At 70.6% G+C, this 17,030-nt stretch carries 17 protein-coding genes; 5 read left to right on the top strand and 12 right to left on the bottom strand.

Annotated features, from left to right (window positions below):
- Positions 1 to 45: 45 nt before the first annotated feature.
- From EUA06_RS09110 to EUA06_RS09070, 9 genes are all read right to left on the bottom strand, one after another.
- Entirely contained in the window at positions 46 to 816 is a 771-nt protein-coding gene (locus EUA06_RS09110; RefSeq protein ID WP_129474797.1) for an ABC transporter ATP-binding protein, read from the bottom strand.
- Positions 816 to 1,742 carry an ABC transporter permease gene (locus EUA06_RS09105; protein WP_129474795.1) on the bottom strand — a complete coding sequence of 309 codons (927 nt, stop codon included), beginning with the start codon at positions 1,740 to 1,742 and terminating at the stop codon, positions 816 to 818. Before EUA06_RS09105 ends, EUA06_RS09110 begins: the two co-directional genes overlap by 1 nt.
- Positions 1,735 to 3,735: a glycosyltransferase gene (locus tag EUA06_RS09100; RefSeq protein ID WP_129474793.1), complete on the bottom strand. Its 2,001-nt coding sequence runs from the start codon at positions 3,733 to 3,735 to the stop codon at positions 1,735 to 1,737. The genes EUA06_RS09105 and EUA06_RS09100 overlap by 8 nt, the downstream gene beginning before the upstream one ends.
- Positions 3,732 to 4,937 (bottom strand): UDP-galactopyranose mutase, encoded by a 1,206-nt coding sequence (glf, locus tag EUA06_RS09095; protein WP_129474791.1) that lies wholly within the window; start codon positions 4,935 to 4,937, stop codon positions 3,732 to 3,734. Before glf ends, EUA06_RS09100 begins: the two co-directional genes overlap by 4 nt.
- Before the next feature lie 48 nt (positions 4,938 to 4,985).
- Positions 4,986 to 5,900, bottom strand: a complete 915-nt coding sequence (locus EUA06_RS09090) for a glycosyltransferase family 2 protein (protein ID WP_129474789.1) — start codon at positions 5,898 to 5,900, stop codon at positions 4,986 to 4,988.
- On the bottom strand, positions 5,897 to 6,826 hold the full coding sequence (locus EUA06_RS09085; protein ID WP_242498048.1) for a glycosyltransferase family 2 protein: 930 nt from the start codon (positions 6,824 to 6,826) through the stop codon (positions 5,897 to 5,899). Before EUA06_RS09085 ends, EUA06_RS09090 begins: the two co-directional genes overlap by 4 nt.
- Before the next feature lie 50 nt (positions 6,827 to 6,876).
- Positions 6,877 to 8,382, bottom strand: a complete 1,506-nt coding sequence (locus EUA06_RS09080; protein WP_242498047.1) for an LCP family protein — start codon at positions 8,380 to 8,382, stop codon at positions 6,877 to 6,879.
- A gap of 122 nt (positions 8,383 to 8,504) precedes the next feature.
- Positions 8,505 to 9,116 (bottom strand): GNAT family N-acetyltransferase, encoded by a 612-nt coding sequence (locus EUA06_RS09075; protein WP_129474786.1) that lies wholly within the window; start codon positions 9,114 to 9,116, stop codon positions 8,505 to 8,507.
- Between the two features lie 7 nt (positions 9,117 to 9,123).
- On the bottom strand, positions 9,124 to 9,621 hold the full coding sequence (locus tag EUA06_RS09070; protein ID WP_242498046.1) for an acyl-CoA thioesterase: 498 nt from the start codon (positions 9,619 to 9,621) through the stop codon (positions 9,124 to 9,126).
- A gap of 25 nt (positions 9,622 to 9,646) precedes the next feature.
- Here EUA06_RS09070 and EUA06_RS09065 point away from each other — a divergent pair, with 25 nt between their 5' ends.
- The 3 genes from EUA06_RS09065 (at position 9,647) to EUA06_RS09055 (ending at position 12,045) form a co-directional block, all read left to right on the top strand.
- Positions 9,647 to 10,867 carry an LCP family protein gene (locus EUA06_RS09065; RefSeq protein ID WP_129474782.1) on the top strand — a complete coding sequence of 407 codons (1,221 nt, stop codon included), beginning with the start codon at positions 9,647 to 9,649 and terminating at the stop codon, positions 10,865 to 10,867.
- A gap of 114 nt (positions 10,868 to 10,981) precedes the next feature.
- On the top strand, positions 10,982 to 11,629 hold the full coding sequence (locus EUA06_RS09060) for a PadR family transcriptional regulator (RefSeq protein WP_129474780.1): 648 nt from the start codon (positions 10,982 to 10,984) through the stop codon (positions 11,627 to 11,629).
- Positions 11,626 to 12,045: a DUF1707 SHOCT-like domain-containing protein gene (locus tag EUA06_RS09055; protein ID WP_129474778.1), complete on the top strand. Its 420-nt coding sequence runs from the start codon at positions 11,626 to 11,628 to the stop codon at positions 12,043 to 12,045. The genes EUA06_RS09060 and EUA06_RS09055 overlap by 4 nt, the downstream gene beginning before the upstream one ends.
- 32 nt (positions 12,046 to 12,077) lie before the next feature.
- Here the strand turns inward: EUA06_RS09055 and EUA06_RS09050 are convergent, their stop codons facing one another.
- Complete coding sequence (locus EUA06_RS09050) at positions 12,078 to 13,250, bottom strand: acyl-CoA dehydrogenase family protein (RefSeq protein ID WP_165354317.1); 1,173 nt, start codon at positions 13,248 to 13,250, stop codon at positions 12,078 to 12,080.
- 54 nt (positions 13,251 to 13,304) lie between these two features.
- On the opposite strand from EUA06_RS09050, the gene EUA06_RS09045 reads away from it, so the two are divergent.
- Positions 13,305 to 13,748, top strand: coding sequence for a CoA-binding protein (locus EUA06_RS09045; RefSeq protein ID WP_129474776.1), 444 nt, complete (start codon positions 13,305 to 13,307; stop codon positions 13,746 to 13,748).
- A 44-nt stretch (positions 13,749 to 13,792) separates the two neighbouring features.
- Positions 13,793 to 15,151 (top strand): hypothetical protein, encoded by a 1,359-nt coding sequence (locus EUA06_RS09040; RefSeq protein WP_129474774.1) that lies wholly within the window; start codon positions 13,793 to 13,795, stop codon positions 15,149 to 15,151.
- On the opposite strand, the gene EUA06_RS09035 is transcribed toward EUA06_RS09040, so the two are convergent.
- Positions 15,148 to 16,029, bottom strand: a complete 882-nt coding sequence (locus EUA06_RS09035; RefSeq protein WP_129474772.1) for a phosphotransferase enzyme family protein — start codon at positions 16,027 to 16,029, stop codon at positions 15,148 to 15,150. The two genes, EUA06_RS09040 and EUA06_RS09035, sit on opposite strands and share 4 nt — an antisense overlap.
- Positions 16,026 to 17,027, bottom strand: a complete 1,002-nt coding sequence (locus tag EUA06_RS09030; protein ID WP_129474770.1) for a Gfo/Idh/MocA family protein — start codon at positions 17,025 to 17,027, stop codon at positions 16,026 to 16,028. Before EUA06_RS09030 ends, EUA06_RS09035 begins: the two co-directional genes overlap by 4 nt.
- Positions 17,028 to 17,030: the final 3 nt, after the last annotated feature.

The raw sequence follows: 17,030 nt of genomic DNA, 5'->3' as shown, positions 1-17,030 counted from the left end.
GTGTAATTTCCACTCGACACGCCGTTACATGGGTGTAATTCTTTTCTAGATGTCGGTGCCGAGCTCGTCGTCGTCGCCGCTGTCGTCGCCGTTGTCGTCGTAGTGGAGGTAGTGGATGCCCTCCTCGACGTCGCCGTCGAAGCCGAGGCGGCCGTTCTCCATGACGAGGACGCGGTTGCAGAGGTTGCGGACCGAGCCGGGGGCGTGCGAGACGTAGAACATGGTCACGCCGGAGGCGACGATCTGGTCCATCCGCTTCTTGCACTTGCGCTTGAAGGGACGGTCCCCCACCGCCAGCGCCTCGTCGGCGATGAAGATGTCGGCGTCGACATTGACCGCGACCGAGAAGCCGAGGCGCGCCTTCATGCCGGAGCTGTAGTAGGCGACGTCGGTGTCGAGGAACTTGCCGAGGTCGGCGAAGTCGACGATCTCGTCGAACTTGCGATCGGTCTCGGCCCGCGACATGCCGAGGATGGCGGCGTTGAGGTAGAGGTTCTCGCGCCCGCTGAGGTTGTTGTCGAAACCGGTGCCGGTGGCGATGAGCCCCGCGATCCGGCCGCGGGTGAGCACGGAGCCGGAGTCGGGACGCATCACGCCGCTGATGAGCTTGAGCAACGTCGACTTGCCCGACCCGTTGAGGCCCATCAGGCCGACCGCCTCGCCCTCGTGGACGGAGAAGGTGACGTCGTCGACCGCATTGAACGTGTCGTGCGTCTTGCGACCGCGGGCCTTGGCCAGGACCGTCTGCTTGAGCGAGCGCTGGTAGGACAGCGTGAACGCCTTGGTGGCGTTCTCCACCTGGATCATCGTCGTCATCAGAGGCGCTCCGGGACCTTGGCCTCGAGCCGCGCGAAGACGCGCTGGGCGAGCACGAGGAGGACCAGCGACACCGCGAGCATGATGAGCCCCCGCGTGAAGAGGTGGTCAGGCATGTGCACGGCCGCCGTCGCCTCCGGGTCGGCCGTCGTACCGATCCAGAATCCACGCTGGATGAGCAGCACGGCCTCGGCCATCGGGTTCGCGAGGTAGTAGTTCGCCACGTCGCCACCGAAGCGCGTGTCGACCAGCGTGAAGGGATACATCATCGGGACGCTGAAGGTGACGAACTGGGTGAGGGTCTGGGCGATCTTGCTGACGTCGCGCATGAAGACGTTGCCGACGCTGAAGACGAGTCCCAGCGCGAGACCCAGGGCCGCGGCCAGGCTGAACCCCAGCAGGGCGGCCGCCATCCCGACGAGGTCGGGCCTCCAGCCCAGCGCGATGCAGGGCACCAGCAGGATGATGATCATCGGGATGGTGTGCCACGCGGCCACGAGCATCCTCGCCACCGGGAACATCTCGCGCGGCACCGGCAGCTTGGTGATCAGCGAACGGTTCTGCACGAGCGACTGCGTGCCGCCGTTGAAGGTCTCGGTGAAGAAGTGGACCATCACCATCCCCGCGAACAGGTGGATCGCGAAGTTCTCGATCGTCCCTTCCCCGCGGCCGATCATCACCTGGAAGAGGAAGTAGAACATGCAGAAGCGGATGGCCGGCTGCAGGTAGCTCCAGAGCCATCCGAGCACGGTCCCCTGGTAGCGGGACTGGATGGTGTTGCGGACCAGCATCCCCAGCAGGTAACGGCGGCGGACGACCTCGCGGAGCCCCGTCGCCGCTGGCGGCGCCAGGGGCAGGGACTCGAGCTCGCTGAGCGTACGCCGTGCCGGCTCTGCGGGCGTCGAGCTCACGAGCCGCTCACTCATCATCACCTGCGGGCTGCTCGGCCCAGGGTGCGAACGTCTTCTCCCACGACGCGGGCGAGGTGATGTCGCCGAGGGCCTCGCGGTACTGGCGGGCGAGCTCGGGCCACTCGCGGTGGAAGCGGCGGTGGATCTCGATCGTGCGCTTCATCAGGTCGCGGTAGTGGGCGGGGTCGCGCTGGTAGAGCGCGACCGACGAGCCGTCGTTCATCGACACCACGGCGGAGTCGTACTTCACGAGGTTCCACCACTTGGCGTCCATCGCGGTGAGCTCGGCCTCGGGAAACTCGCCGGACATCTCTCGCACCGGCCGCAGCTGGCGCAAGGGAGCGAGGACCGCACTGATCGCGGTGGACTTGCGCCCGGGGATCTCGATGTCGGACTTGCCCTTCTTCGGCGGCTTCTTGCGACGCACGGGGGGCAGGTCGTCACGGTCCACGTGGAGCTGGGCGTCCGGCCACTGCTTGCGGAACGCGTTGATGTCGGCCAGCTTCGTCGCGAGCTCGCCGTGCAGTGCGTGCGGGCCACGCAGGACGTCCTCCATCGCCAGGTGGCGCAGCTCCGCGGTGGAGTACTGCAGCGAGGCGAGGTGCTTCACCTGGTGGTTGAGGCTCTCCCGGACCATCCGGCCGCCGCGCTCGTAGGGCGAGTGCAGCAGCGCCGCGATGATCCGGTTGCGGTGGTGGAAGTAGGACTGCCAGTCGAGGCCGTCGTTCTTGTCGGTCCACGGCACGTGCCACACCGCCGCGCCCGGGAACGACACGGTCGGGTAGCCGGCCCGCTTGGCGCGCAGTCCGAACTCCGAGTCGTCCCACTTGATGAAGACCGGCAGGGACAGCCCGACCTCCTCGAGCACGACGCGCGGGATCAGGCACATGAACCAACCGTTGAAGTCGACGTCCGCGCGCTTGTGCAACCAGCGCGAGGAGCGCAGGTTGCGGGCACCGAAGTCCCACTGGCTGTAGCCGTCGAGACGGGTCTGCCACCAGAAGCGCCACGGCTGGATGATCTCGCCGAACGAGTGCATCTCGGACCGGCTGTAGAGGTTGAACATGTGGCCACCGACGATGGTCGGCCGCTTGGCGAGGTCGCCGAAGGTGACCGCCCGGATGATGCCCTCGGGCTCGGAGACGACGTCGTCGTCCATCATCATCGCGTAGGTCGCGGTGCCCTTGCGGACGCTCTCGAGCTGGCCGCGGGCGTAGCCGCCGGAGCCGCCGAGGTTGCCCTGCACGATCACCCGGAGCTTGTCCCCCAGGCCCGCCCTGGCCGACGGGAAGTGAGCGCTGTCGGTGACCTTGTCCTTGCCCTGGTCCATCACGAAGACCGTGTCGAGGTAGGGCTGGAGCTCCTCGGCGTCACCGAGCTGGCCCAGGAGCTGGGCGCTCATGTCGGGGAGCATCGTGGTGATGCAGACGTCGACGGTGCCGTGCTCGGCGCGGTCGGCCGGAACCTGCGCGGTCCACTCGGCGCCGTCGACCGTGGCACCGTGGTCGCCGGCGACGACGTCGTACCAGTACCAGCCGCCGTCGACGAACGGCTTGAGCGGCAGGGCGAAGGTGAAGGTGCCGCTGTCCCCCTCGACGGTCGCGGCGTCCACGCGCTGCGAGTGCCCGCGTGCCATGGACTTGTAGACCGTCACCATCGACCCGGCGCCGGTCACCGACACGGTGAGCTCGACGTCCGTCACGACGGTGTGCCTGCGCCAGTAGGACGCCGGGAACGCGTTGAAGTAGGTGCCGAAGGAGAGCAGCTGCGACGGCTCGAGACGGAGCGCGGTCCGCGAGCGGATCTGGTCGGGGTGCAGCTTGCGACCGGTGGAGGTCGACTGGCGGATCGCGGCGTTGTTGAGATCCTTGGCCGCCTTGTCGCCGCCGACCGCGTCGCGGTCGGTGTCGAGCTTGGCGTCCTCGAGGTCGACGTAGAGCGGGAAGACGTCGGTGTCGCGGTCGAGGGGCAGGATCTGCCGCTGGAGCAGTCGGGTGGTGGTGCTCATGCGTCGATGCCTCCGCTGGTCAGCTCGGCGCCCTCGGTGAAGTGCGGCTTGAGCTTGTTGTCGTACATCGACAGCGCGGCGCCGATGGCCATGTGCATGTCGAGGTACTTGTAGGTGCCGAGCCGGCCGCCGAACAGGACCATCGGCTCGGCCTGGGCGAGCTCGCGGTACTTCAGCAGCTTGGCGCGGTCGTCGGCGGTGTTCACCGGGTAGTAGGGCTCGTCGCCCTCCTCCGCGAAGCGGCTGTACTCGTGGACGATCACGCTCTTGCCCGGCAGGTGGGTCTTCTCGCGCTCGGGGTGGAAGTGCTTGAACTCGATGATGCGCGTGTAGGGGACGTCCTGGTCGTTGTAGTTGACGACGCCGGTGCCCTGGAAGTCGTCGGTGTCGACGACGCTCTCCTCGAGGTCGACGGTGCGCCACGACAGGCGCCCCTCGGAGCTCCCGAAGTACTCGTCCACCGGCCCGGTGTAGACGATCGGCACCTTGCCCTTGTAGTCGTCGGCCACTGCGAAGAAGTCGGTCTCGAGACGGACCTCGATGTTGGGGTGGTCGGCCATCTTCGACAACCACGCCGTGTAGCCCTCGGTGGGCAGTCCCTCGTAGGTGTCGCTGAACCAGCCGTTCTGGAACGTGTAGCGCACGGGCAGCCGGGTGATGATGTCGGCGCTGAGCTCGGTGGGGTCGGTCTGCCACTGCTTGGCGGTGTAGCCCTTGATGAACGCCTCGTAGAGCGGGCGGCCGATCAGGCTGATCGCCTTCTCCTCGAGGTTGGAGGCGTCCTCGGTCGCGACCTCGCTCGACTGCTCGGCGATCAGCGCGCGCGCCTCGTCGGGCGTGTGTGACTTCCCGAAGAACTGGTTGATCAGGGCGAGGTTGAGCGGCAGGGAGTAGACCTGACCCTGGTACTTCCCGAACACCTTGTGCCGGTAGTCGGTGAACGACGTGAACCGGTTGGCGTACTCCCACACGCGCTCGTTGGAGGTGTGGAAGAGGTGGGCGCCGTACTTGTGCACCTCGACGTTGGTCTCGGGGTCGCGCTCGCTGTACGCGTTGCCGCCGAGGTGGTGGCGCCGCTCGAGGATGAGCACGCGGAGGCCGAGCTCCTCGGCGCAGCGCTCGGCGATCGTGAGGCCGAACAGTCCGGCGCCGACGATGACGAGGTCGGGCAGCGAGGCATCGTGCGTCTGACCCTGGGACAAGGGATGAACTCCTGTGGTTGAGAGGCGCCGTGAGAGGCGCGCCCGAGTCTAGCGAGGGGGACGGGCCGGTCCCGACACGCGGCGCATGCCCCGCGCGGAGGCCATGGCCCGGATCACGTTGCTGGCCTCGGCTCGTCCGCCGCGCAGCGGGCTGAGCACCACCACGGCCAGCGTGATCAGCCACGGCTTGAGCCGGACCAGCACGTTCTCCCCGTGGCGCAGGTGCACCACGAAGAGGTTGCGGTACATGTAGAAGCCCTTCCAGCCCGACAGGTCGTGCTGCTGGTTGAAGTCGAGCTGGCGGACGAGGACGGCGTCGCGGACCGCCCAGACCTTGCGACCGGTCTCCCGCGCGCGCACGGCGAAGTCGACGTCGTCGTAGAAGATGAAGAAGGCGGGGTCGGGGAAGCCGATCTCCTCGACGACGCTGCGGCGCACGAGGAAGCCCTCGAAGGCGACGTTCTGCACCTCGACCAGGGCCGGCATCGAGGCGCGGTCGGCGTAGGTCGAGTCGACCGACGACCGCTTCGGCCGGATCGCGAGCGGGTTGCGGAGGTCGAACTCGATCGCGGCCTTCTCGGCGAGCACCCCGGCCAGGTCCTCGCGCACGGCGATCAGGCAGTCCTCGTCCACGGCCATCAGCGCCGCCAGGCAGCCGGGGGCGGGGACCACGTCGTCGTCGACCAGCCAGGTGCGGTCGTAGCCGTGGTCGTACGCCGCACGCGCGCCGCGGTGGAACCCGCCGGCCCCGCCGACGTTGTCCTGGGCGATCACCTCGAGCGGCAGGTCACCGCGAGCGACCCGCTGCGCGAGCACGTCGGCGGTGTGGTCGGTGCTCCCGTTGTCGACGACGATGACCGCGTCGGGTGCGTGCGTCTGCGCCGCCAGCCCGTCGAGCATGCGGACGAGCAGGTCGGCGCGGTTGTGGGTGACGACCACGACCGCGACGCTCTCGCGGGTCACGACAGGTACCTCCGGTGCCCCTCGTAGTCGCCGGCGATGCCGGCCCGCATCGCCCGCAGGCTCAGCCGCAGCCGGGCCAGGCTGGGCCGGGTGAAGGTGTAGAACCACGCGGTCTTCACGACGAACGCGGCGGCGTGGAGCGGGCCGCGGTAGTCGCGGAGGTTGACCAGGTTGTTGCGGGCCATGCAGTAGTGCTTCAGGTCGCTCGGCGAGTCGTTGTAGGTCGTGCGGCCGAACATCATCGGTGTCCCGAGGTTGCCGACGCTGGGGTGCCGCACCGTCGCGGTCACGACGGTGGCGACGCGCGCGCCGGCCTCCTCGGCACGCAGCCGGTACTCGTGGTCGTCGCCCCAGATGAAGAACTCCTCGCGCGGCAGGCCGATCCGGTCGACGAGCTCCTTCGTGACGAGCACGCCGTTGAACGGGATCACGATGCCGTCGATCCGATCGTCCTTCGCGGCCTTCCGTACGTCCTCGACGGCGTGCACCACGCGGGTGCCGCCGGGGAGGCGGATCGGGAACACCAGCCGGCTCGGGTCGGCCTCGTCCACGACGAGCGGTCCCCAGAAGTCGAGGTTGTCGGCCTCCTCGAGCAGCCGCTCGAGGCAGTCGGGGTCGGGCAGGCCGTCGTCGTCCATCAGCCAGACCAGGTCGGCCTCGCGGTCGATGGCCCAGGCCAACCCGTCGTGGAAGCCGCCCGCGCCGCCGCGGTTGGTGGTCAGGGTGCGCGAGCGCAGCGGGATCTCGCCGGTGTGGCCGCGCACGTCGAGCCACTCCCCCGTGCCGTCGGACGACGCGTTGTCGACCACGAGCACCTCGCCCAGCCCGTCGATCTCGCCGAGGCGATCGACCAGCTTCTGCAGCAGGCCGAGCCGGTTGAAGGTGACCACGACCGCGACGATGCGGGGCAGTGGTCCGGTGCTCACGGCGTACACCCTAGGGGCCGGGCGAGGGACGGCCGTCCCGGGCGTCGCGCTCAGCACACCGCGCCGAGGTCCTCCGACTCGTTGGCCGCGTAGCCCTCGGCCATCGAGCCGACCGAACCACCGGTGACGGACTGGGGGGCCACAGGCGCGGGCGGCGACGGCTTCGCGGCGGGCGTCTCCTCCGCGGGCGCGTCCGTCGCGGGTGCCTCCGTCGGAGGTGCCTCCTCGGCGGGCGCGGCCTCGGCAGTCTCCTGCGCGGGAGGCTTGACGCCCTCGGCCCTGGCGATGGCGGCGGCCACCTTCTGCTGTACGAGCGCGATGTCGGGATTGGCGGTGTTGATCATCGGCGGGACGAGCGACAGCGTCGCGATCTTCTGGTTCCTGGCCTTGAGCGCCAGGTCGACGAAGGTGTCCACCTCGCCGCGCGGGATGTCGGTGGAGACCATCGCCTCGCTCGCCCGGGCGATCTTCTGGAAGTTCGTCACGGCCGTCTGCGGGCTGACCTGCTGCAGCATGGCACCCATCACGCACTTCTGCCGCGCCATGCGGGAGTAGTCGTCGGAGTCGTAGCGGGCCCGGGCGAACCAGAGCGTGTCCGCACCGTTGAGCGTGCGCTTGCCCGGCTCGATGTAGTGGAAGAACGAGTCGCTCGGGAGGCCGACGGGAATCTTCTGGCGCACGTTGAGCTCGACCCCGCCGACCGCGTCGACGAGGTCCTTGAACCCCTCGAGGTTCACCATCGCCCAGTAGTTCATCTTCAGGCCGGTGATGCCCTCGACGCCCTGGATCGTGGCGTCCACGCCCGGGTTCTTCGAGCCCTTGAAGAGCGCTGCGTGGTCGAGCGCCCAAGTGGCGAGGCCGTTGAGGTACATCCCCTCCTCGTCGAAGCCGTCGGGGAACTGCTCGGCCATCACCGAGCCCTCGGCGAACGGGAAGTTCTGCATGTTGCGCGGCAGCGAGATCAGCACCGTCTTGCCGGTCTCGGCGTCGATGCTGGCGACCGTCATCGAGTCGGGTCGCAGTCCCCAGCGGCCCGCGCCGGCGTCGCCGCCCATCAGCAGGACGTTGTACCGGCCCTGGTGGGCGCCGACCGCCGTGCCGTTGCCGAACATCGAGATCATGAAGTCGCGCTGCACGCCGACCACGTGCGCACCGAAGAGCAGCGCGCCGGCGACGCTGAAGCACAGGAAGCCGTTGACGCCCACGATCGCCAGCCGGTGCTGCCGCCGGAGGGAGAGGGGCTGGCCGAGCCGCCACGCGTCGACGAAGAGGTAGGCCCAGCCGACGGCGAGGACCATCAGGGCGATCCGCAGCCCCTGGAGCACCATCGTGTTGGTGCCGGCCCAGAACGCCACGCCGTGGAAGAAGAACGACGCCACCAGCGTGCCGAGGCCCAGGACGACCAGCGTCGCCCAGGTGCGCAGCGCGATCCGGCCGGTGCGCCGGTTGCCCGAGACGAGCTGGGCAGACCCCGGGAGCACGAGCGTCATCAGCATCAGCGTCACCGCGCGACGGAACCGGACGCGTTGCGCACGGTCGAGCGTGGTGAACCGCATCTGGTGCGCCCCGGAGGGTGTGGCGGGCGGCATCGGGGGCCTTTCAGCTGGGGGAAGTCAGCCCGACCAGTATCACCAGTCACACCCGTCACACCCGTGTGCGACGCGCCGTGGCCAGCAGGTCAGCAGACGTTCCGCTCCGCGTCCCACCCCTCGGAGGCCACCTCGGCCACGAACAGGTCGTCCGGCTCCCGGTCGAGGAACACGAGGCGTACGGCGTCGGGGTCGGGGTTGCCGTCGTCGGGCCCGCGCCAGACCAGGCGCAGGCCGACCTTTTCCGCCGTTCTCCGCGACGCGACGTTGTGCTCGAGCAGGAAGGCCAGGACGGGGCGCTCGGGGGCGACCTCGTGGGCCGCGTCGAGCGCGGCCCTCCCCATCTCCGCGGCGTAGCCGCGGCCGAGCACCCGCTGGTCGAAGCGGTAGTAGAGGTTCCACCAGCCGCGACCGCCCCCGTCGATCCCTAGGGCCTCGTCCGGGACCATGCACCCGCCGCGACCGACGGCCGGCCCGCCGTCGGCGTCGCGCACCGACCAGTAGGCGAGTCCGTCGCGCTCGAAGCGTCGCCGGCTCGCTCCGACCATCGTCGCGCCCGCCGCGGGATCGGTGACCAGTCCCGAGGGGAAGTGCCGCCAGGACGCCGGGTCGCTGTGGATCGCGAAGAGCGCGTCGGCATCGCCCTCGACCGGCTCGTCGAGCCACAGGCGCGCGGTCCGCGCCTGCCGCCAGTCGCTCACTTCGCGCTCACTCCTCGCGGCCCCGGTCGATCTCGGTCTTCCGGGCGAGCCGGTGCGCGCGCCGGATCTCCGCCTCGCGCTGGCGGCGTACGTCACTGTCGGTCTCGGTCTGCAGCGGCGGGACCCGGCGCGAGCGGCCGTCCTCGTCGATCGCGACGAACACGAAGTAGGCACTCGCGACGTGCAGCGGCGCGTCGGCGGCGTCGCCCCACGGCTGCGCCTCGACCCGCACCCCGATCTCCATCGACGAGGTGCCGGCCCAGTTGACCTGGGCGTAGGTCGTGATGATGTCGCCGACGTGGACCGGCTCCAGGAAGGTCATCTCGTCCATCGCGGCCGTGACCGCGGGACCGCCGCTGTGGCGGTAGGCGACCGCACCGGCGGTGGTGTCGGCGAGCTTCATGATGTCGCCGCCGTGGACGTTGCCGAGCAGGTTGGCCTCGGTGCCCGAGGCGATGATGCCGAGGCTCACCCGGCTGTACGACGTGGTGCGGCTCTCACTCACGCACCGCACGGTAGCGTTCCCTCTCATGGCTGATCGTCCGCAGGGCTCCGGGATGCCCGAGAAGGGAACGCCGGAGTACGACTGGCTCTACGGGGGCAAGTCCCAGTCCCCGCCGTCCGACTCGACGCAGCGGGTGCCGACCCAGGGCGCAGCCGCCTCCGACCGCCCCGACGAGACGCGGGTGATGCCGGCGGCACGGCGGGAGGCGCGTGGCGGTGGCGGGCAGCCGCCGGACGACCGCCGGATGGCCGCGGCCTCCGCCCCGCCCCCGGCTCCGAAGCAGAAGAAGCGCCGCTGGCGCCCCCGCCTGCGGCTCGGCCTGATCCCGCTCCTGCTCCTCCTCTTCGTGGCCTACCTCGTCGTCGTCCCGCTCTACCACTGGACGCAGATCGACCAGGTAGACGCCGAGCCGAGCGGCAGCAAGCGCCCTGACGACCAGCCGGGCACCAACTACCTGATCGTCGGGTCCGACAAGGCCGACGACCTCAGCGCCGCGCAGCGCAAGGCGCTCGACACCCCCGAGCGCGGCGGCACCAACACCGACACGATCATCGTGCTGCACACCGGCTCGGGCGGCCGCACGATGATGTCGATCCCCCGCGACACCCTGGTCGAGGCACCTGACGGTGGCACGCAGATGATCAATGCCGCCTTCGCCAGCGGTGGGGCGACCCTGCTCGTAGAGCGGGTGGAGGCACTCACCGGCATCCGCATCGACCACTACGTCGAGCTCGGCTTCGGCAGCGTCATCAACACCGTCGACGCGTTCGGCGGTGTCGAGATCTGCCCGAAGCAGGACATGAAGGACCCCCGCGCCCGCCTCGACATCAAGAAGGGCTGCCAGCAGGTAGACGGCCTCACCGCCCTCGGCTACTCGCGCTCGCGCTACGTCACCGCACTGAGCGACCTCGACCGCGTCGCCCGCCAGCGCGAGGTGATCAGCGGGGTCGGCGACGAGGCGCTCAGCCCGTGGACCTTCCTCAACCCGGTGCGCTACTGGAAGATCAACGACGCCGCGTCGGGCGCCATCAGGATCGACGACGGGATGAACCCGATCGACCTCGGTCGCTTCGCTCTCGCCATGACCGGCGACAGCCAGACCTGCACGATGCCGAACCTCGCGGCCCCCAGCGACCCGAACCGGATCATCGCCGACCCCGACCGGGCACCGGCGCTCTTCAACGCGATCATCGACGACACCACGGTGCCCAAGCGGGCCTGCACCCCGACCGGTCGGGCTCGCTAGACACTCACGGCTTTCCGCTCGGGAGGGTTGAACGGTCTCCATCGCCGGCGTACGCTCACGATATATCGCGATAGACCAGCGATACATCACGTACTGACTCGAGGGAGCACGATCATGGGACACTCCTGGCCCGGGGCGGACTGGCCCCAGGACGACCGGCACGGCCCGCGCCACGGACGTCGCCCCGGCGGTCCGCCGCCGTGGCTCGGTGACATCCTCGGCTTCGTCGGCGCCGCCCAGGCACCTGCGCCGCAGCGAGGGCCGAAGGTGCGCCGCGGTGACGTCCGCACCGCGATCATCGACGTGCTGCACCGCGCCCGGACGGCCGAGGAGCCGATCAACGGCTACCAGGTGATCCAGGAGATCTCCGAGCTGAGCAACGGCGAGTGGCGCCCCTCCCCCGGCTCGGTCTACCCGACCATCCAGCAGCTCCAGGACGAGGGCCTCGTGGAGTCCGACGACGAGCGCGGGCGCCGCACCATCCGGCTCACCGACTCCGGCGTCGCGTGGGCCGAGGCGAACGCCGACGAGCTCTCGTCGGTCTGGGCGCCCTTCGCCCGCGCCGAGGACGAGCCGGTGCGCAGCGGCCAGCCCTCCGGCCAGGCCGACATCAAGAGCGAGATCGGCCAGGTCGTCAGCGCGGTGTGGCAGCTGACCACCCAGGGCTCGGACCAGCAGAAGAAGGCAGCACTCGACGCCCTCGTCGACACCCGCCGCCGTCTCTACGGCATCCTCGCCGACGGGCGGGACGGCGAGCGATGAGCGACCCCAGGACGCGGATCGCCGACAGCGACCGCGAGCGCGCGATGGCGGACCTGGCCGGCCACTACGCCGACGGACGCCTCGACCACGAGGAGTACGACGAGCGCCTCGACGCCATCTGGACGGCGCGGACCCGCGCCGACCTGGCGGTGCTGTTCAGCGACCTCCCGCGACCGCAGGTAACCTACCCGCCGGCGCAGGCCCGCCCCCGGGCACGCGTCGACGGGCCTCGCCGCCGCTTCCCGCTGCTGCCGGTCATCGCCGTGCTGGTCCTGCTCAGCGCGCTCACCAACGCACCGTTCTGGCTGCTGATCTTCCCGCTGATGTTCCTCCGGTCGCGCCGCGGCCCGACGGCCTGTGCTCCGCCCCATGGGTTCGGCCACGGGAACGGCGACTACCGACGCCGGGGCCAGTAGGAGGCCGGCCGGCTGAGGCCGGTCCGGGACGGTCAGAGCTCGGACTGCACCCCGGCGAGGAGCTGGCGTGCCATCACGATCCGCTGGACCTGGTTGGTGCCCTCGTAGATCTGCGTGATCTTGGCGTCGCGCATCATCCGCTCGACCGGGTAGTCGCGGGTGAAGCCGTAGCCGCCGAGCACCTGAACGGCGTTCACCGTGACCTCCATCGCGACGTCGGAGGCGAAGCACTTCGCGGCCGCGCCGAAGAAGGTCAGGTCGTCCTCCCCGCGCTCGGACCGGCCGGCAGCGGCGTAGGTCATCTGGCGGGCCGCCTCGACCTTCATGCCCATGTCGGCGAGCATGAACTGCAGGCCCTGGAACTCGGAGATCGACCTGCCGAACTGCTGGCGCTCCTTGGCGTAGTCGAGCGCGTAGTCGAGCGCACCCTGCGCGACGCCGACCGCCTGGGCGGCGATGGTGACGCGGGTGTGGTCGAGGGTCTTCATCGCGGTCGTGAAGCCGGTGCCCTCCTCGCCGATCATCCGGTCGGCGGGGATGCGGACCTTGTCGAGGTAGACCTCGCGCGTCGGGGAGCCCTTGATGCCGAGCTTCTTCTCGGGGGCGCCGAACGAGACGCCCTCGTCGGACTTCTCGACCACGAAGGCGGAGATGCCGCCGCGGGTCTTCCTGTCTGCGTCGGTGAGGGCCATGACGGTGTAGAACTCCGACTCACCGGCGTTGGTGATCCAGCGCTTCACGCCGTCGAGCACCCACTCGTCACCGTCGCGGACGGCGCGGGTCTTCATGCCGCCGGCGTCGGACCCGGCGTCCGGCTCGGAGAGGCAGTAGGAGAAGCCGCCCTCGCCGCGGGCGAGCGCTCCGAGGTACTTCTGCTTGAGCTCCTCGGAGCCCGAGATCTGCACCGGGAGCGAGCCGAGCTTGTTGACCGCCGGGATCAGCGACGAGGAGACGCACGCACGGGCGACCTCCTCGATCACCAGCACGGTGGCGAGCGCGTCGGCTCCGGCGCCGCCGTACTCCTCCGGCACGTGGGGCGCGTGGAAGTCCGAGGCGAGCAGCGCGGCCGCGGCCTCGTGGGGGTAGCGGGCCTCCTCGTCGACCTCGGCCGCGAACGGCGCGATCTTGGCGTCGGCGACCGCGCGGACGGCCTCGCGGATGGCCTGGTGCTCCTCGGAGAGGGCGTAGAGGGGGTACTCGCTCATGCCTCGGATTCTAGGACGTCCAAGCATTCTGGAGGAGGCGTCTACGGTGTGGTCATGGCCACTCCCACGACCAGCACCGAGCAGTCCTGGCAGGACCCCGAGACCGTCGACGCGCTGCTCCGGGCCGAGACGTGGGCGGTCGTCGGCCTGTCGGGCGACCCGACGCGAACGGCGTACGCCATCGCCAGCCTGCTCCAGGAGCGCGGCAAGCGCGTCGTCCCGATCCATCCGATGTTCGCGGAGCCCGACGCGCCGCAGGTGCTCGGCGAGAAGGGGTACGCCGCGCTGGCCGACGTGCCCTTCGACATCGACGTCGTCGACGTATTCCGGCGCTCCGAGGCGGCGGGCGAGTTCGCCGACCAGGCCGTGCAGGTCGGGGCCGGTGGCGTGTGGTTCCAGCTGGGCGTGATCGACGAGGACGCCTTCGCCCGCACGCGCGCGGCCGGGGTCCCGATGGTCATGGACACCTGCCCGGCCATCGAGTGGCGCAAGCGGTAGTGCGGGGCGTTTCGGGCACCGTGCCTCCGGGCAGGAGGCGCACCGTGCCTCGATCGTCTCCGCTCCTCGCGACCCTCCTTGCCCTCTGCGTCGTCCTCGGCGCCTGCTCGAGCAGCTCCGACGCGCCCGACGGACCGGAGCGCACGGACAGCACGAGCCGGTCTACCGACGCGTCCGGAACCGCGACGCCCACCGAGCCTGAGGCGGCCGGCGAGGAGGCGATCATGGTCGGCGACTTCAGGCACCGGCCCGCGTGCCGGCTGCTCACGCCCGAGGACGCGATCGAGCTGCTGCCCCTCACCGGCGAGGCCGACTTCGCCCAGGACCAGCTGGCAGGAAGCCCGTCCGAGGAGGACTTCCCGGACCCCGATGCGGTCGAGCCCGCGCTCGCCATCACGTCGTGCGCCTACCAGCTGGGGGACGCGTCGAACACTCGCGCGCGACTCGAGGTGAAGGAGTACGTCGACGAGAAGACGGCCCGCTCCGAGTGGACGACCATCAAGCGCTTCGGCGAGCGGCGACTTCCGCCCCGGCTGACCGGTGGCCCCACGACGTTCCAGGAGCTCGATGCAGCGCTGCAGGCGATCCTCGAGGACGCGCGGGAGTCGGTCGGCGGGGTCCGGGTGCCGGGGATCGACCCACGGATCCTGTGGCGCACCGGCTCCACGGAGTTCGTCGCCACCGCCGGCAACCTGTTCCTGACCTTCGACCGGGCCGAGAACTTCGGCTTCACGCCGAAGCTCACCAAGAAGGACGCCGCCCTTGCCGAACGAGTGCTCCTGCGAGCCATCGAGCACGCAGCGGACGACGAGCTGCCCACCACGCCCCTCCCGCCGTTCTTCGAGCAGGACGAGGACTGGCCGGCCTTCCTCGATCCGTGCTCACTGCTAGACGCGGATGGCGCCGAGACGCTCCTCGGGGCGCGCCCCGAGACGGTCAGCACCTCGTCGATCGATCTCGAGCCCGACGTCAACCTGGGGGCCGACAGCGCCGCCGGGCGCTCCCTCGACAACAGCTGCGAGTGGCGGACCGAGGACCGCCGCGGCACGGCCGAGCTCCACGTGCAGTACGTCGCCCCGGACGACACCGCCGAGGACGTCCTCGACTCCTACCTCGGGAACTTCTTGTTCGAGGACCCGACGCCGAGCCGCCGCCAGGTCGACCGGATCAGGGACTCCATGACGCCGGGCGGCCTGTCCGACGTCGACGTCTCCTACGTGCTGGTCCTGTCCGGGGAGACGTCGAGCTTCCGGTCCTACCTGCTGCTCGACCGCTACGTGCTCGAGCTCACCGGCTCGCTCCGACAGGGGAGGTACGGATCGCGCTCGGTCGACACCGCCTCCCTCCGGGAGGCCGGCCAGCTCGTCGCCGCCAACCTCGCAGCCGCCGTCGCGGCGGGCTAGCCGCGGACGCCCAGCGCAGCCAGCCGGCGTCGCGCGTCGGAGAGGCCCTGCTCGTTGTCCTCCCGCTCGATGCCGCCGGTGAGGTCGTCGGCTGCCAGGCGACCCGCGAAGTAGACGCCCTGCACCACCTCGCGGAGCCGACGGAAGGCGTCGAGGTGCTCGATCTCGCCGTCAGCCAGGGGGCCCCTCGCGCGGTAGGCGTCCAGGAACGCCGTCGCGTGCTCACTGCCGCCGAGGTACATCACCGCCGAGGCGACGTCGTACAGCACCGGACCGCGCGTCGAGCCGGCCCAGTCGATCAGGCCGGTGACGCCGGTCGCGTCGTCGTGGACGAACGCCTCGGGCGCCGGGTCGGCGTGCAGCACGGCCCACGTGAGCGCCAGCGCGTCGGTCTCGGCACGCACGCCGGCGATGGCCGTCACCAGCCAGCCGTGCTCCTCGACCCCGGGCGCGTCCGGCGCGAGCCAGTCCGCCGCGAACGTCGCGGTGGCCGGCCCGGGGGCGGGGTCCGTCGCCGCGTGCACGCCCGCGAGCACCTCGGCGATCCAGACCTGCTCGTCGGCCGTCTCGCCCTCGAGCTCGCGACCGTCCACGTGCTCGAGGAGGGCGAGGCCGGAGCCGTCGGGTGCCGTGGCGACGAGCCGCCCGTCGCGGTCCGGCACCGGGCGTCCGGTGACGAAGCCCGCGTCGGCGAGCCGGGCAGCGACCTCGCACCCGGCAGCGAGGCCCTCCGCACCCGCGGCCGGCACGAGCTTGGCGACGAAGGTCGACCCCTCGTGCTCGACCAGCCACGTGTCGGAGTTCATCCCGCCGCCGAGCGGGCGTGCCGGCGCGGTGATACCCCAGCGCTCGGCGAGCAGCCGGCTCGGGTCCGTCACGCGTCCAGGTCCACGCGCGCCTCGGCCATCTCGATGCCGAGCTGGCGCAGCGACTCCTCGAGCACCCACTGCACGTCGAGGGTGTCGGCCAACGGCATGACGGCACTCTCGGTGCGCCCAGCGGCCAGGCAGTCCTGCACCTCGATGGCCTGGTGGGCGTAGCCGCGCCCGGTCTGCAGGCGCTCGAGCTCCTCGGGCTGCTCGCCGTTGCGGTGCAGGACCAGCCGGGTCGGGTGGTAGAACGGCGGCACCAGCTCGAGCGATCCCTCCGTGCCGACGAGCGTCGCGCGGCCGGGCGTCTGGGCGGCGAGCGAGGTGGTGAGCGACGCGGCCCGCCCGTCGGCGTACGACATCTGGATCGCGGCCGAGCGGTCGGCACCGTTGGGGTACGTCGTGCCGGTCACGGTCACCTGGTCCGGACGGCCGAGGAAGTGCTGGGCCAGCGACACCGGGTAGACCCCGAGGTCGAGGACAGCACCGCCGCCGAGCGCGAGGTCGAAGAGCCGACTGGTCGGGTCGTAGTCGCGCTGCGCGCAGAAGTCGGCCTGCACCAGCAGCAGGTCACCGATCGCGCCGCCCGCGACCAGCTCGCGTGCGTGCACGACCGCCGGCTGGAAGCGGGTCCACATCGCCTCCATGCAGAAGACCTGCGCGGCACGTGCGGCGTCGACCACCTCCTGCGCACCGGCGAGGGTGGCCGTGAAGGCCTTCTCGACCAGCAGCGGCGTGCCACCCTCGATCGCGGCGAGCGCGAGGTCGTGGTGCTGCGGGTGCGGCGTCGCGACGTAGATGACGTCCACCTCGCCGTCCCGTCCGGCGGCGAGCAGGTCGGCGTAGGTGCCCGAGGCACCGGCCCCGAACCGACCGGCGAAGTCGGCGGCCGACTCCGGCGAGCGGCTGCCGACGAACGCGATCTCGGCGCCCGGCACGTGGGCGAGGTCCTCGGAGAAGGCCGCGGCCATCCCCCCGGTCGCGGCGATGCCCCAGCGAGTCGTCATGGC

It is taken from the genome of Nocardioides glacieisoli (assembly GCF_004137245.1).
Taxonomy (GTDB): domain Bacteria; phylum Actinomycetota; class Actinomycetes; order Propionibacteriales; family Nocardioidaceae; genus Nocardioides; species Nocardioides glacieisoli.
This window is presented reverse-complemented; position numbering and strand designations above follow the sequence as displayed.

Coding starts and splice junctions, on each gene's coding strand:
- EUA06_RS09050 (WP_165354317.1), bottom strand. CDS start 13,250: ATGAGCGAGTACCCCCTCTACGCCCTCTCCGAGGAGCACCAGGCCATC.
- EUA06_RS09045 (WP_129474776.1), top strand. CDS start 13,305: ATGGCCACTCCCACGACCAGCACCGAGCAGTCCTGGCAGGACCCCGAG.
- EUA06_RS09055 (WP_129474778.1), top strand. CDS start 11,626: ATGAGCGACCCCAGGACGCGGATCGCCGACAGCGACCGCGAGCGCGCG.
- EUA06_RS09100 (WP_129474793.1), bottom strand. CDS start 3,735: ATGAGCACCACCACCCGACTGCTCCAGCGGCAGATCCTGCCCCTCGAC.
- EUA06_RS09060 (WP_129474780.1), top strand. CDS start 10,982: ATGGGACACTCCTGGCCCGGGGCGGACTGGCCCCAGGACGACCGGCAC.
- EUA06_RS09080 (WP_242498047.1), bottom strand. CDS start 8,382: ATGCGGTTCACCACGCTCGACCGTGCGCAACGCGTCCGGTTCCGTCGC.
- EUA06_RS09105 (WP_129474795.1), bottom strand. CDS start 1,742: ATGAGTGAGCGGCTCGTGAGCTCGACGCCCGCAGAGCCGGCACGGCGT.
- EUA06_RS09030 (WP_129474770.1), bottom strand. CDS start 17,027: ATGACGACTCGCTGGGGCATCGCCGCGACCGGGGGGATGGCCGCGGCC.
- EUA06_RS09065 (WP_129474782.1), top strand. CDS start 9,647: ATGGCTGATCGTCCGCAGGGCTCCGGGATGCCCGAGAAGGGAACGCCG.
- EUA06_RS09110 (WP_129474797.1), bottom strand. CDS start 816: ATGACGACGATGATCCAGGTGGAGAACGCCACCAAGGCGTTCACGCTG.